The sequence below is a fragment of the Phaeobacter sp. SYSU ZJ3003 genome (assembly GCF_041300735.1).
Lineage (GTDB): Bacteria > Pseudomonadota > Alphaproteobacteria > Rhodobacterales > Rhodobacteraceae > Phycobacter > Phycobacter gallaeciensis_A.
In genome coordinates this window covers 152,797-167,354 of the sequence record NZ_PXNU01000002.1, presented here as the reverse complement: position 1 = coordinate 167,354, position 14,558 = coordinate 152,797, and the positions used below count along the sequence as shown (strand labels likewise).

Sequence of the window (14,558 nt, the reverse complement as noted above, 5' to 3'; positions counted from 1 at the left end):
TTGGGGCAGGCGGAATACTCCCGCGCCCGCAGGGGGTCGGCTGCGCCAGCCCCCTTTCGTGCGGCCTTGGGCCGGGCGCTGTCCTTTGGACAGCGCAAGTGTAATTGCTGAGAGGTCCATTGAGGGGCAGATCTGCCCTCAACGGACCTACACAAGGATCATACCCTCTGGCGCTGCCTCAAGGGTGAACCGCGCTGGCGCGCGGCCGCAGTGCGGCCCTTGACCCATCACCAGAGAGTGGGGACCGGAAGGGCAGGTCAGGAGGTGGGGATCGCGTAGCTGTTCACCGGGCGGGAGACATTGTGCAGTTCGACCTCGCCCAGAGGGATGGCATTGGAGGGGTCTTTCAGCACATCGGCGCTGACCACGATCTGGTGGCCTTGCGTCTTGCCATATTCACCCAGGCGGGCGGCGACGTTGGCGGCGCGTCCGATTACGGTGAAATCGAGCCGTTCCTGCGAGCCGACGTTGCCATAGGTGACCGAACCATAGGCGAGGCCGGTGGCGCATTGCAGCGCCGCCAGCCCGGTGTCGCGCGCCAGCTCCGGCAGTGCATCGACGATGGCGCGGGCCGAGGCCAGTGCCTGGCTGCGGGCGCGGTAGCTTTTCTGTGGATCGGCGGGGAAGACCGCCAGCACAGCGTCGCCGATGAATTTCAGCACCTCGCCACCGTTGTCATGCACGATTGTAGAGGCGGTTTCAAAGAAGCCATTCAGCAGCTGGATATAGGCATCGCGGCCCAGGTCCTCTTCGAGTCTGGTGGAATTGCGCAGATCGCAGAACATGATGGCGGCGTCGATCTCATCTCCGTCGCCGCGGCGGATTTCACCGCCCAGGACCCGCGCGCCGGAGCGTTTGCCGACATAGGTTTCCAGCAGCGATTGTGCGTTTTCGCGCTGCATGAAGACCTCGTAATAGCGGGCGATGACGGCGCTGCATTCAAATATCAGGCCCAGATTGGCGGTGGTGAACCCGTCGGGGTGATCGCTGGCCACGGTCATCACGTTGGTACGCCCGTCCGAGAACGGCAGCGGCATGGCGACGTAATCGGTGGCGCCTTCGCTGCGCAGGTCCTGCAGGATCGGGAAGGCATCGTCGGGCAGATCGCGGTGCAGCCGGTGGCGCACACCGCCAAGCCCCTGCGAGACATGGCGCAGGGGGCTGTTCTGATACTGCGGTTTGCTGAGGAGGTCATAGCTGGGTGCGGTGACGATGATCTCTGGGGAGCGGCGTTTCCAGACGTAGTTCTTGCCCGCGATCATCGGGTGCAGGGACCAGGCCAGCACCGACAGCCGGGCCAGTTGCACGCCCTGTTCGCGCAGCTTTTCCGCCAGCGCCTCGGTAAAGCTTTCGGGAGTGTTCAGCATTGCTGCTTCGCGCAGCAGCCAGTCGATCAGCGGGCCGGAGATATTGCCGGAATCGGGCGGGGTGAGCGTGTTCTCCCCCAGATCCAGCTGTGTTTCATCATCCTGCACGAAACCCACATGGCCGGTGATCCCGGCGGCCTCGGGCAGGGTGTTCTCGTAGATCCAGACCGCATTGTCGACGCGCTCGTCCTCAAGCTTCAGATCGTGATAACAGGCGGTGCCTTTGAACGGGCAGAAGGTTTGCAGCGCCACCCGTTCGGAGAGGGGCACCAACACATCGTCGCGCGGGAAATAGACGGTGGGCGGCAGGCGGGTTTCATACATCACCTTTGCTGCGCTGCTTTCGGCGAGAAGGACACCGTTGCGGAACACCCGCACCGGACCGCTGAGCGGTTCGACCAGAATGCCGTATCCCCGGGCGGGGGGCTTAACGTGCACATTCATCCGGGCTGTCCTTTTTAAAAACCGATCTGTGGAGTTGGTCCTATATGGGGCGGGCTCTGCCGGGTTTCCAGATGCGAAACCGGCAGATGCCGCACAGGTGATGTGCAGGTTGCGCACGATGTCGGTGCTCTGTCGCGCATTATACCATGCGGATGACATCCTTGCTAATGGCCAGGACATAGCCGCGTTTGGCGATGTTCTTGACCAGAAGCTCGCTGATCATCTGGTTGCCAAGGGTATCGCGCAGGCGTTTGATCCGGGTGGCGCCGGCGGCCTCGTCACAATCGCTGCTGTGACGGCCGGAAATCACCGCTTCGATTTCAGCGCCCGACAGGACATCATCATCCATCCGCGCCTCGGCTAGGGCCGCGAGGGTCTCCATCGCTGCCGGGGTCAGGCGGAAGCCCATGCTGTTGAGGTAGACGGTGTTTTCCTCGCGGCTGATCAGCAGCTCGTTGACCTGAATGCCGGCGCGTTCGATCTGCGCCATGCGCCGGTTCAGGAGCAGCAGCATGGTCAGCACCACCAGCGCCGCCAGCATCATCGCAGCGGCAAAGACCAGCAGCACAAAGATCACCATACGGTAGCTGGCCAGCGTATCGGCAAAGGCGGTGCCGGACTGGGCGAGAATCTCCAGCAGCTTGATCTCAGCCTGGGTGGTCAGGTCGTTTTCCACAAAGACCCGTTCGACACGGGCGTTAAAGGCGTTGGCATCGGGCAGGGTCAGCAGCAGCCAGGTCCCGGCAATCGCCAGCAGCGCCACGATGGCGACGATACCAAACGCGACCACCCGCCCGCCCGCGGCGCGCATTTCAGAAACGGAGGTAATAGGAGCCCGCATTGGCCTTCCTTTGTTGCAGGCCTTCGGGTCCAAAGACCGACAGCACGTTCAAGAGGGTCCATCCGGCAGGCGCCAGACGGGCCGTGATTTCCTTGCGGGCCGGGCCCTTCTTGCAGGGGCCGGACAGCTGGATGACGCCATAATGCAGTTTCAGCGGGTTGTCCTGCTTGGCCTTGTAATCGGCATAGCAATCGGCGGCCTGCGCCTGCGGTGCGCCCGCAGTCAGGGCCAGAGCCAGGAGGGGGATCAGGAGCATGTGTTTCATGACGCAACCCTGCGCCCGAACGCGCCGATATTCAATAACAACAGCGTCTTGGCGGGGCTGATATCCGATATCAGGGGGGCGTTATTGCCTGTCCGGCGGCAGCAAAGCCAGGGTTGGATCACCGGCTTCTGGCCACGATGAAACATTCAACGACATGCCGCCCTGCGCCCCTGATGAAAGGCTTTGATATGACCTACTCCGCTTCCACCCGCCGCTGCCCACAGGGCAAATCCCACCGCAAGTTCATTGCGTTGATTCTGTCGCTGTCGCTGGCCATCACCGGTATGTCCGCCGCGCCTGCCCGTGCCGACGAAGACGTGGCAAAGGTGCTGGCAGGGGTGGCTCTGCTTGGCATTCTGGGCGCGGCGATCAATGATGCGCGGCACCAGGAGCGTTACACTGCACCGGTGACCACGCCGCCGCATGGCCATGGGTATCCTAAGCACGGCGCGCACCCCCACCACGGTCGTCCGCATCACGGGTCGCGCCCGCTGCCGCCCCGGGTGGCGCGTTATGACCTTCCGGCGCAATGCGTGCGCTATTTCCCGCGCTACAGCCGCAGCCACACCTTGGTCGGGGAGAACTGCCTGAAGCGCCAATACCGGTACGAATCGGCGCTGCCGCAGGCCTGCCGGGTGACCTTCTGGAACGGGCATAAGCATCGCAGCGGTTACAAGCCGACCTGCCTGCAGAACCGAGGTTACCGGTTGGTGCGCCGGTGACGGGCAGGGCGGTGATATTTCCGCAACAGTGAGAGGCGATTTCAGAGGGGCACTGCCTCTCTTTTTCCTTTGGTCGGGCGTGACGGGATTGCAAAACTGCGCTGGTTTGGGTCTCTCGGATCCATGGACCAGCCAGATTACAGCCTTGAAGACGCCGCCCGCGCCCGCGGGTCCCTGATCATCGCCGGAGTGGATGAGGTGGGCCGGGGGCCATTGGCCGGACCGGTCACGGCAGCAGCCGTCATACTGACCCCTGAATGCATTCCCGAGGGGCTGAATGATTCCAAGAAACTGAGCCCGAAAAAACGCCAGGCGGTGGAGCAGGCGATCTTTGACAATGGGGTGGTTGCGATTGCCCATGCCACCGTTGAAGAGATTGATTCCCTTAATATTCTCCGCGCCTCGCATCTGGCGATGGAACGCGCCGTGGCAGCTCTGGACCCGCAGCCGGATTACCTGCTGATCGACGGGAACATGATCCCCAACGGGCTGCAGATTCCGGCTGAAGCGGTGGTCAAGGGAGACGGCAAATCACTGTCGATCGCGGCGGCCTCGATCGTGGCCAAAGAGGCCCGGGATCGGATCATGGTGGATTTAGCGCAACAGTTTCCGGGATATGGATGGGAGAAAAACGCAGGCTACCCGTCGAAACAGCACCGCATGGCGCTGGAGGAATTGGGCGTCACCCCACATCATCGGAGATCCTTCAAGCCGGTCCACAAGATATTGTATCAAGAGTGAACCGTAGACTGCTGTTCTAAAAAACAAATTGACCTCGAATCCCGGATGACTCATCCTGTGGATAACCAAAATGAGCGCAAAAATGCGCCGTGGTTATTGAGGCAGAGCAAATGAACAAAACCATGACGAAGGGCGCCGCGGCGCTCCCTCTAAACGCGATTCTTGGTGGCAATTGCATCGAGGTCATGGCCGGTCTCCCGGCAAATTCCGTCGATCTGATCTTCGCGGACCCCCCTTATAACCTGCAGCTGAAGGGCCAGCTTCATCGCCCCGACAACAGCAAGGTCGATGCTGTCGATGATCACTGGGATCAGTTCGACAGCTTCAAGGTCTATGACGATTTCACCCGCGCCTGGCTGCGCGAGGCGCGCCGGATCCTGAAGCCGAACGGCTCTATCTGGGTGATTGGCTCGTACCACAACATCTTCCGGGTCGGATCGGCGCTGCAGGACGAGGGCTACTGGATCCTGAATGATGTGATCTGGCGCAAGTCCAACCCGATGCCGAACTTCCGTGGCAAGCGCTATACCAACGCCCACGAGACGATGATCTGGGCGTCGAAGTCGGAAGGCGCAAAATACACCTTCAACTACGAAGCGCTGAAGGCCTTGAACGAAGGCATCCAGATGCGCAGCGACTGGGTGCTGCCGATCTGCACCGGGCATGAGCGTCTGAAGAACGAGAATGGCGACAAGGCGCATCCGACGCAAAAGCCGGAATCGCTGCTGCACCGCATCCTGGTCGGCTCGACCAACCCGGGTGACGTGGTGCTTGATCCCTTCTTTGGCACTGGTACCACCGGCGCCGTGGCCAAGATGCTGGGCCGCGAGTTCATCGGGATTGAACAGGAAGAGGCCTACCGCGAGGTAGCAGCAAAACGCATCAAGGCAGTGCGCAAGTTCGACCGTGAAGCCCTGCAGGTTTCGGCCAGCAAACGCGCGGAACCGCGTGTTCCCTTTGGCCAACTGGTCGAACGCGGCATGCTGCGCCCCGGCGAAGAGCTGTTCTCGATGAACCAGCGCCACAAGGCCAAGGTGCGCGCCGACGGCACGCTGGTCGGCGGCGAGGTCAAAGGCTCGATCCATCAGGTCGGCGCCGCGCTGGAAGGCGCACCGTCCTGCAATGGCTGGACCTATTGGTGCTTCCGCCGCGATGGCAAAACCGTTCCGATCGATGTTCTGCGTCAGCAGATCCGCGCGGAAATGCAGGCCTGATCTAACCGAGAAAACCAAACAACACCGCTGGTGCCTGTGCCCCGACCTTTGGTCAGGGGCGCGGGCACCTCACCTTGCCCCGCCGATCTGGCGGGGCTTTTTTGGTTCTACCTGCGGGATAGGGGGTGCGTCCCGCCGGGGTGATGCCTATGGTCGGATCGGGAACGAAGGAACGGACGATGGCGGATACGGCTCTGGGTGCGGCGCAGCAGATGCGCGCCGCTGAGACGGTCAATGCGGCGGATCCCGTGGGGGACAGCCAATACGCAGCGGCGGCGCTGGAGGCGCACAAGCGCGAGGGTCTGGAACTCGCGGTGCGGGCGCGCTGGATTGCGATGGCTGTCATCTCGGTCTTTCTGGTTGCCGTCAGCCCGACCTGGGATGTGCTTTATTACCATGGCATTCTGCTGCTGCTGTGCCTGAACGGCTGGCTGATCCAGCGCTATGGACAGGTGGGGCGTTCCCGGGTCGAGCTGTTGCTGATCTTCATGGACCTCTTGATCATGACGGTGGGCATGGTGGCGCCGAATCCCTTCAGCCCCAGTGATCTGCCGCTGGCGATGCAGTACAGGATCGACAACTTTCTCTATTTCTTTGTGATCCTGGCGGGCGGGACACTGGCGTTTTCCTGGCGCACGGTGATCGCGATCGGGGTCTGGACCTCTGCGATGTGGGCCGTTGGACTGGGCCTGGCGTGGTGGTTTGCGGACCCATTTCCAGAACTGACCGCCGCCACGCAGGCCGCTTTTGGTCCCGGCACCGAATTGGCGGCGATGATGGATCCGAACAGTTTCAACATTCCCCTGCGCATTCAGGAGATCTTTGTCTTTCTTCTGGTGGCGGTGACGCTGGGGATTTCCGCGCGCCGGTTCAGCCGGTTGCTGATGGACAACGCGGGGCTTGAACGCGAACGGGCCAACCTGTCGCGTTATTTCTCGCCCAATGTGGTGGACCAGCTGTCGCAGAACGACGATCCGTTGAAGCAGGTGCGCAGCCAGGATGTGGGCGTGTTGTTCATCGACATCGTCGGCTTTACCCGGATGAGCGCGGGGCAGGATCCCCACCGGGTGATCGAGTTGCTGCGGGCCTTTCATGCCCGGATGGAGCGCGAGGTTTTCCGTCATCGGGGGACGCTCGATAAATATCTGGGTGATGGGCTGATGGCGACCTTTGGTACCCCGATGGCTGGACCGCAGGATGCCACCGATACGCTGGCCTGCGCCATTGCGATGCAAGAGGCGCTGGCGGATTGGAATCGCGACCGGCGCCGCCGGGGAGAGCCGGAAATCTGCGCCGGTATCGGCATTCACTATGGCGAGACCGTGTTGGGGGATATCGGTGCAAACCGGCTGGAGTATGCGGTGATCGGGACTGCGGTCAACGTGGCGGCACGGCTCGAAGAAATGACCCGCAGACTGCAGGCGCAGATCGTGATGAGTGATGATTTGCGCGGGCAGGTCATGGCCGAGGGGCAGGCGCCGGAGCTTTTGAATGATTTCACCTGTCACGACGGACAGGATATCCGCGGTCTGGATCAGTCCATGCGCGTCTGGAGCGTAACCGCGACCTGTGGCTGACTCGGTCAGGCTACGCCAGCAGAGAAGAGCGTTTCAGGGCATTTTCGAACCGTTTAATGCGGACCCTTGGCGTAAGGCGGGGTGCACGCGGTATGCTGCTCTCTTTTTTAGATTTCAATAATCGAATTTATGGTGAATTAAAATCATTTCACCGCAAAGGTTTAGGTCGGTATTCTTGTAACTTTCACGCACGTCTTTAACTAGTCATCAAATGCTGCAAGGCAGAAAGATCACAAGTTTAACAAGGGTACGGGCGTCACATGTCATCCACAGATCATCAGAGTTTTTTCCAGTGGTTTTCTCTTGATACCGATAGCAAGGATCTGATCGCCCAGACCGAAAAACTGCTCGTGCCACACCTCGGCCGGGTGCTGGAGCGGTTTTATGATCGCGTGCTGGAACGCGAGGAAACCCGCCGTTTCTTTGCCGATGACAAGGTGGTTGCCCACGCTAAAGCGGCCCAGAAGGCGCATTGGCAGCGGCTGTTCTCGGGGCGGTTCGACCAGGAGTATTTTGATTCCGCTGCTCGGGTCGGCAGGGTCCACTACGAGTTGCGCCTGCCTTTCATTCAGTATCTCGGCGGTTATTCCTCGGCTGGGGCCGATATGATGGATATCCTGGTGCGCAAGCGGATGACCAGCCGGGCGGTGCTGTCAAAACAGGTACAACTGGTGAACCGGTTGATGATGGCCGATTGCGAGCGGGTGATCGCCTCGTATTTCGAGGCGCAGCATGCCGAACACAGCAAGGCACTGGACGTGCTGACCACCGGTATTTTCGAGCTGGAGAAGGGCAACCTGACCAGGCCGATCCGACAAGAAGACGGGATTCCGGCGCGGTTCGACGGGATCCGAGAATCTTACAACAATCTGCTTGGCCGCTGGTCTGGGATCATTTCCGATGCCACAACACGCGCCAATTCGGTTGCCGACAAAATCAGCTCAACCTCGGAGCTAACACGGGAAATGGCAGAGCGCGCTGAACAGCAGGCGGCCACCCTGGAAGAGGCCGTCGCCGCCGTCAGCCATGTCTCCGCTGGCACCACCGAGGCCACCCATATGGTCGAGAAGGCCAGTCGACACTCGGACTTGAACCGTAAGGATGCCGAAGAAGGCGGTCTTGTGGTGGAGAGGGCCATCGAAGCGATGGAACGTATCGAAACGTCCTCGTCGAAAATCGCCAAAATCGTAGATGTGATCGAGGATATCAGTTTTCAGACCAACCTTCTGGCGCTGAACGCCGGGGTCGAGGCGGCCCGGGCCGGAGAGGCCGGGCGCGGATTTGCCGTGGTCGCCTCCGAGGTGCGCTCGCTTGCGGCGCGGGCGTCGGATTCCGCGAACGAGATCAAGGCCCTGATTGCCGAAAGCTCGATCCACGTCAACGATGGCAGCGATCTGGTTCGCGCCACGGGGCAAAGCCTGTCCGGCATTCGTCAAGGCGTGATCGACGTCTCGCAGCTGATGTCGGAAATCTCCGGCGTAATCTCTCGTCAATCGCTCAGCCTGCAGGAAATCGACAGCAGCATGAGCGATCTGGGTCAGACCACGCTGGATAACGCCACCCGGGCGGGCGCGGTTTATGAAACCACCTCGAAGCTTGCCGAGGATTCGGGTCGACTGAAGACCAGCATGGATGGGTTCAGCACGCTTGGGCTTCATGCGGTGGGCGGAGCCGAGGGCCGGATGGACCAGGAGTTCGAAGCCTACCTAGCCAATTCAGTAGACGGCACCGAAGCCAACGCCGCCTGAAAACCGGGTGCGCGGGGCACGACCTGTCCGCCGCTGACACTGGTCGGTGGCGGTGCCTGGTCTGACAAGTTGCCAACGCGAAACGGCAGAACATGGGCAACCGAATACGGCGCTTTTCCAGTTCTGTGACCCGGACCCCAAACATGATCTTCCAATAGTTGATCACTGGCGACCCCGGCAGGATTCGAACCTGCAACCTGCCCCTTAGGAGGGGGCTGCTCTATCCAGTTGAGCCACGGGGCCGCGCGTTTCAGGCGATAGCAAATCACATCTGCCATCACAATGCTATGTGGCTGCGTGGTCGTATTTTTCAGATCCGGCAGGTCGGCGTGGTTGCCATTGTGTTGTCATCGCCGTCTGCGCTAACATCGCTCAGGAAACAATCAAAGAGGTCCACGCCCGTGACCACCGACAACAAGCGCCCGCTCACCCTTCGTGATGTCTCGGAAGCCACAGGTGTTTCGGAAATGACCGTCAGCCGGGTGCTGCGCAACCGGGGGGACGTGTCGGAAAAGACCCGTACCAAGGTCCTGACCGCGGCCAAGGAACTGGGCTATGTGCCCAACAAGATCGCCGGCGCGCTGGCGTCGAAACGGGTCAATCTGGTGGCGGTGATCATTCCTTCGTTGTCGAACATGGTCTTTCCCGAGGTGCTGACCGGGGTGAACAAAGTGCTGGAAAACACCGAGCTGCAGCCAGTCGTCGGGGTAACAGACTATCAACCGGAAAAAGAGGAAAAGGTTCTTTACGAGATGCTGTCCTGGCGGCCCTCGGGGGTGATCATTGCCGGGCTTGAACATACCGAGGCGGCGCGCGCCATGCTCAATGCCTCGGGCATTCCGGTGGTTGAGATCATGGATACCGATGGCAAGCCGGTGGATGCGATGGTCGGAATTTCGCACCGCCGCGCGGGCAGCGAGATGGCCAAGGCGATCCTCAAAGCCGGGTATCGTCACATCGGCTTCATGGGCACCAAGATGCCGCTGGACCACCGCGCCCGCAAACGCTTCGAAGGCTTTACCGAGGCGCTGGCCAAGGAAGGCGTCGAGATCGAAGACCGCGCCTTTTATTCTGGCGGCTCGGCGCTGGCCAAGGGGCGCGAGATGACGGCGGAAATGCTGGAACGCTCTCCGGATCTGGATTTCCTCTATTACTCCAATGACATGATCGGGGCTGGTGGGCTGCTGTATCTGCTGGAGCAGGGTATCGACGTGCCGGGGCAGATTGGTCTTGCGGGTTTCAACGGGGTTGAACTGTTGCAGGGTCTGCCGCGCAAGCTGGCCACCATGGATGCCTGCCGTCAGGAAATCGGGCGCAAGGCGGCGGAGATCATTGCCGCGCAGCTGGAAGATCCCGACGCCGAGATCGAACGCCACGTGACCCTCACCCCGACCATCGCCTATGGCGATACGCTGAAACGGCGCTGATGGCGCGGGCACGGCTGGGCAACCGGGCGGCGCGACGGCTGTTTCTGGACCGGCACGCGCTGCTGGAGGCGCCGAGCGGCCCGTCGAAGGGCGCTGACCTGCTGGATCTGATTTCGCGGCTGGGGTTTGTGCAGCTCGACAGTATCAACACGGTCGCGCGCGCGCATGATGTGATCCTCTATTCCCGCAGGCCCAGCTATCGCCCCGCCCATCTGAAACGGCTGTACGAGGCGGATCGGGGACTGTTCGAACACTGGACCCACGATGCCGCCGTGATCCCGATGGCCTATTACACCCATTGGCATCTTAGGTTTCAGCGCGATGCCGATCTGCTGCGCAGCCGCTGGCGCAACTGGCGGCGGGACGGATTCGAGGCGCAGTTCGCCACCGTGCTGGAACATATCCGCGATCACGGGGCGATCAGCTCATCGGATATCGGCAAGGACGAGAAGAAGGGATCGGGCGGCTGGTGGGACTGGCATCCTTCCAAGACCGCGCTGGAATACCTCTGGCGGTCCGGCGCGCTGACGGTGGTCGGGCGCGAGGGGTTTCAGAAATGCTATGACCTGACCGAGCGGGTGATCGACGAACGCCTGCACCCGGGCGTGGCACCTGTGGATGTGGCAGCGACGGTCGACTGGCTGTGCAATGGCGCGATGGATCGGTTGGGTTTTGCCACCTCGGGCGAACTCGCGGCCTTCTGGGATACCGCTTCGGCCACTGAGGCAAGGGACTGGGCAGCGGCGCAGCTGCAATCTGGCGCCCTTGAGGAGGTCGAGATCGAACAGGCCGATGGTGGCTGGCGCCGGGTGCTGGCGCGCCCGGGCATCGTGGAACAGGCCGAGGCGTTGGGTCCGGCACCGGGGCGGATGCGGGTGCTGAGCCCCTTTGACCCGGCCCTGCGGGATCGCAAGCGGGCCGAACGCCTGTTCGGCTTTCACTACCGGATCGAGGTCTTCACCCCCGCACCCAAGCGCAAATACGGTTACTACGTCTTCCCGCTGATGGAGCGGGAGCGTCTGGTGGGGCGGATCGACATGAAAGCGGATCGCGGCGCGGGGCAGCTGAATATCACCGCCGTCTGGCCCGAGCGCGGGGTCAGCTGGTCAGCGCCGCGTATCGGCAGGCTGGAGGCGGAACTGGACAGGGTGGCGCGCTTCGCCGGGCTGCAAAACGTTGCCTTCGCCGATGATTGGTTGCGCGACCCGATATGAGACAAGCTTGCGGATGCAATTCGGATCAACCGGTAAAGCCGCGCTCCTGGACCATGGTGATCAGGCTGGCCAGCGACTGATCCACGGTCTGATCCGAGGTGTCCAGTTGCGCCAGCGACCTGCCGTACAGGGCCTCGCGGCTGGTCAGGATCGAGCGGAGCTGTTCCATCGCCTCGGGGTTGCCCGCCATCGGGCGTTCATCGCCCTGCGCCCGCACCCGCGCCATATGTTCATCGGGCCGGGCCTTGATCCAGATGGTGTGAAAATGCGCCAGAACGTTGGTGTAGGTCTCCGGTTCGGCGACGATGCCGCCCGCGACGGCCAGGATCAGGCTGTCATGGGTTGCGATGATGCGGTTGATCGCCTGCGCCTCCAGTTGGCGGTAGCCTTCCTGGCCGTAAAGCGCCATCAGTTCGGACACCGGCATGCCGGACTGGCTTTCGATTTCGCTGTTGAGCTCGACAAAGGGAATACCAAGCTCCTTGCCCGCCATGCTGCCAAGGGTCGATTTGCCTGCGCCGCGCAGACCCACCAGACAGACGCGCCCGGCGCGCTGGGTTTCCGGCGTCTGCGGCGCCAAGAGGTCCAAAACCGCCTGCTGGGTGCTGCTGGTGGCGCCGCGATAAAGATCCGCCACCCGCACCGCGTCCGAGGTCCAGGGATCCTCTTCGCCGATCAGCCATTCGATGCGGTGATCCAGCGCCACGGCCACCCGTTGCAAGAGGCCGATGGAGATATTGCCCTCTCCGGCCTCTAGCTGCGCCAGATAGCGCGGCGACACACCCGAACGGTCCGATAGAACCCGGCGCGGAATGCCCTTGCGCTCGCGTGCCTTGCGGACCCGTTCCCCCACGCGTGAAATCAGGGCGGGAACGACCTGGTCGATCTCGCTTTTGTCCTGCGCGGGCCGGGTTTCGCCCCGGAAATTGGTGATCTCACTCATGCGGCGCCGATATATGAAACATAATGCACAAACTTAAGGCGCTGCCGCATCCGGTTCAAATGAAAACCGGTACGAGCGCGGCTGCGGAGTGCATTATCTTGCGGGACCCCACGTCAGTGGGGCGCGGGAGCGGGGAATGGGAACCTAGGCCGGGCGCAGCCGGGGTTCGACCACGGCGCGGTAATCCGGGGGTGCCGCCTTGGCGGTGAAATTGGTCGGATCGATAAAGACGCAGGTAAAGGTGCCTTCGAAACACAAAACACCGTCCTGCCGTGCATCCACCCGGAAGGTGATCGATTTGGTGCCGAGCTTGCAGGGCCAGACCTCGCACATCAGCCGGTGGCGTGGGGTCACCGGCGAGCGGAAATCGATGTTCATGTTCACGAAGGGCGTGCCGGTGCCGCGGTCCAGTTCCATCTGGAACCAGCCATCGCCATCCAGGTTATGTTCCCACCAGGCATCGATCGCCTCCAGCGCAAAGGCGGGCAGGCGGCCGGTATAGGCGATCTTGGCCGGATCGCAGTCGCCCCAACCGACGCGGATTTCGTGCACGAAGTTCTCCGTCCCGGCGTCCTGTCCGGCGGGGGCGATCTGGTCTGTCATCTGGGTTTTGTCCTGCGGCTCAATAGGTTTCGACGTGGTAACGTCCGTCGGTGCGCATCTTATCGCGCAGTTCGGCCCAGTTCAAACCATGGGAGCGGGCAATATCACGCAAGGCTTCTTCGACGCCTTGCTCCATTGCTTTCAGCCCGCAGATATAGATATGGCCCGCCGGGTTCTGCATCAGCGCGGCAACCCGGTCGGATTCCTCGCGCAGCCGGTCCTGCACGTATTGCTTGGGCGCGTCCTCCTGCCGGGAAAAGGCAAAGAGCTTGGTCATGAACGTATCGGGGATCTTTTTCAGCGGGCCGAAATAGGGCAGCTCACCCGGGCGGCGGGCGCCAAAGATCAGGGTCATCTTGCCGGTCTCATGCGGTGCCTCACGCAGGCGGCGCATGGTGAAGGCGCGGAAGGGGGCCGAGCCGGTGCCGGTGCAGATCATCATGATGTCAGCAGCCGGATCCGAGGGCAGCAGGAAGGTGGCGCCGAAGGGCCCTGTCACCTGTACCTCGTCGCCCGCAGCAAGGTCGCAGACATAGTTGGAGCACAGGCCCTGTTCCTCGCGTTTCACGGTCAGCGAGATGTTGTGATAGCCGGGGCGTTCGCCATCGCGCGGGCTGGACACGGAATAAAGCCGCGGCAGATGTGGTTTGCCTTCGGCGTCGGTGCCGGGGGGGATGATACCGATGCTTTGGCCTTCGAGAACCGGAAAGGGCAGGCCCGCCGGATCCAGGATGATGTGCCGTACATCGCTGTCGCTGTCCTTGTCGGTCAGCCGGTAATTGCCCTGCACCTTGACCCGGGCCGGTTTGCCGGGGGTGTACATGTTGATCACCGGCTTGCTGGCGCTCGCGGGGGCGGTCGCCTTGCCGCCCGCGCCGGCATGGGCATCGGCCAGCAGCGCAGCAACGGCATCGTCCATCGCCTCGACATCGCCTTCGGCAGCGTCGCCGCCGGAAATCTCTTCCTGCTCGGGCAGTTCCATCCATTCGAACTGCTCATCCACCGAATAGGGGGTGTTCACCACCCGCCATTCGTCGATTGAGCCGGTCGGGCAGACCGGGATGCAATCCATGCAAAAATTGCATTTCTCCGCGTCGACCACGACGTTCATGTCGTCATGCTCGATCGCCTCTTCGGGGCAAGTCATTTCGCAGGTGTAGCAGCGGATGCAGATCTCTGGATCGATCAGATGCTGTTTCAGCGGCGCGGTGGGGGCGTTGGTCATTCAGCTTCTCGGCGCTTTTTTGAGGATCGCATCGGGCACGGTCAGCGCATCGATCAGCTCGCGACACATGCCGACACAGTCGGAACAGCCCACACAGGGGCCTTTGAGGCCATTGATCTGAACCGACACACGGTTGGCATTGGGCGTTTCAGCTTGGCTGCGGGTGATGTCCATCTGGGGATCCTCCGGTCTGGCTGTTGAATTCCGGCGCCTGCCGGTCAGTGTGA

The 14,558-nt window shown here is 61.8% G+C and carries 14 protein-coding genes and 1 tRNA gene; 7 read left to right on the top strand and 8 right to left on the bottom strand.

The genetic code is table 11. The features are described from left to right. Positions 1-257 precede the first annotated feature (257 nt). From C6W91_RS02285 to C6W91_RS02275, 3 genes are all read right to left on the bottom strand, one after another. On the bottom strand, positions 258-1,811 hold the full coding sequence (locus C6W91_RS02285; RefSeq protein ID WP_065271903.1) for a DUF427 domain-containing protein: 1,554 nt from the start codon (positions 1,809-1,811) through the stop codon (positions 258-260). Positions 1,812-1,950: 139 nt separating this feature from the next. After that, positions 1,951-2,652, bottom strand: a complete 702-nt coding sequence (locus tag C6W91_RS02280) for a helix-turn-helix domain-containing protein (protein WP_065271902.1) — start codon at positions 2,650-2,652, stop codon at positions 1,951-1,953. Further along, on the bottom strand, positions 2,624-2,917 hold the full coding sequence (locus C6W91_RS02275; protein WP_274833117.1) for a hypothetical protein: 294 nt from the start codon (positions 2,915-2,917) through the stop codon (positions 2,624-2,626). The genes C6W91_RS02280 and C6W91_RS02275 overlap by 29 nt, the downstream gene beginning before the upstream one ends. 188 nt (positions 2,918-3,105) lie before the next feature. On the opposite strand from C6W91_RS02275, the gene C6W91_RS02270 reads away from it, so the two are divergent. From C6W91_RS02270 to C6W91_RS02250, 5 genes are all read left to right on the top strand, one after another. Then, complete coding sequence (locus tag C6W91_RS02270; protein WP_274839811.1) at positions 3,106-3,639, top strand: hypothetical protein; 534 nt, start codon at positions 3,106-3,108, stop codon at positions 3,637-3,639. Positions 3,640-3,762: 123 nt separating this feature from the next. Continuing rightward, a complete protein-coding gene (locus C6W91_RS02265; RefSeq protein ID WP_274839812.1) occupies positions 3,763-4,380 on the top strand; it encodes a ribonuclease HII in 618 nt (205 codons plus the stop codon). Between the two features lie 110 nt (positions 4,381-4,490). Continuing rightward, positions 4,491-5,594 (top strand): site-specific DNA-methyltransferase, encoded by a 1,104-nt coding sequence (locus C6W91_RS02260; RefSeq protein WP_065271899.1) that lies wholly within the window; start codon positions 4,491-4,493, stop codon positions 5,592-5,594. Positions 5,595-5,773: 179 nt separating this feature from the next. Next, complete coding sequence (locus C6W91_RS02255; RefSeq protein WP_370570409.1) at positions 5,774-7,171, top strand: adenylate/guanylate cyclase domain-containing protein; 1,398 nt, start codon at positions 5,774-5,776, stop codon at positions 7,169-7,171. Between the two features lie 260 nt (positions 7,172-7,431). Then, the gene (locus tag C6W91_RS02250) at positions 7,432-8,919 is read left to right on the top strand and encodes a globin-coupled sensor protein (RefSeq protein ID WP_065271897.1); all 1,488 of its coding nucleotides are present in this window, start codon (positions 7,432-7,434) and stop codon (positions 8,917-8,919) included. A gap of 166 nt (positions 8,920-9,085) precedes the next feature. Here the strand turns inward: C6W91_RS02250 and C6W91_RS02245 are convergent. Then, positions 9,086-9,162, bottom strand: a tRNA-Arg gene (locus tag C6W91_RS02245). A gap of 158 nt (positions 9,163-9,320) precedes the next feature. Between C6W91_RS02245 and C6W91_RS02240 the strand changes: the two genes are divergently transcribed. Next, positions 9,321-10,346: a LacI family DNA-binding transcriptional regulator gene (locus C6W91_RS02240; RefSeq protein ID WP_065271896.1), complete on the top strand. Its 1,026-nt coding sequence runs from the start codon at positions 9,321-9,323 to the stop codon at positions 10,344-10,346. Further along, positions 10,346-11,560: a winged helix-turn-helix domain-containing protein gene (locus C6W91_RS02235; protein ID WP_274839813.1), complete on the top strand. Its 1,215-nt coding sequence runs from the start codon at positions 10,346-10,348 to the stop codon at positions 11,558-11,560. Before C6W91_RS02240 ends, C6W91_RS02235 begins: the two co-directional genes overlap by 1 nt. A 25-nt stretch (positions 11,561-11,585) precedes the next feature. Here the strand turns inward: C6W91_RS02235 and C6W91_RS02230 are convergent, their stop codons facing one another. The 4 genes from C6W91_RS02230 to C6W91_RS02215 all read right to left on the bottom strand — a co-directional run bounded on the left by C6W91_RS02230 (position 11,586) and on the right by C6W91_RS02215 (position 14,505). Then, positions 11,586-12,503, bottom strand: a complete 918-nt coding sequence (locus C6W91_RS02230; RefSeq protein ID WP_065271894.1) for a helix-turn-helix transcriptional regulator — start codon at positions 12,501-12,503, stop codon at positions 11,586-11,588. Between the two features lie 144 nt (positions 12,504-12,647). After that, positions 12,648-13,106 carry a thioesterase family protein gene (locus tag C6W91_RS02225; protein ID WP_065271893.1) on the bottom strand — a complete coding sequence of 153 codons (459 nt, stop codon included), beginning with the start codon at positions 13,104-13,106 and terminating at the stop codon, positions 12,648-12,650. Between the two features lie 19 nt (positions 13,107-13,125). Next, on the bottom strand, positions 13,126-14,331 hold the full coding sequence (boxA, locus tag C6W91_RS02220) for a benzoyl-CoA 2,3-epoxidase subunit BoxA (protein WP_065271892.1): 1,206 nt from the start codon (positions 14,329-14,331) through the stop codon (positions 13,126-13,128). After that, on the bottom strand, positions 14,332-14,505 hold the full coding sequence (locus tag C6W91_RS02215; protein WP_165832684.1) for a hypothetical protein: 174 nt from the start codon (positions 14,503-14,505) through the stop codon (positions 14,332-14,334). Positions 14,506-14,558: the final 53 nt, after the last annotated feature.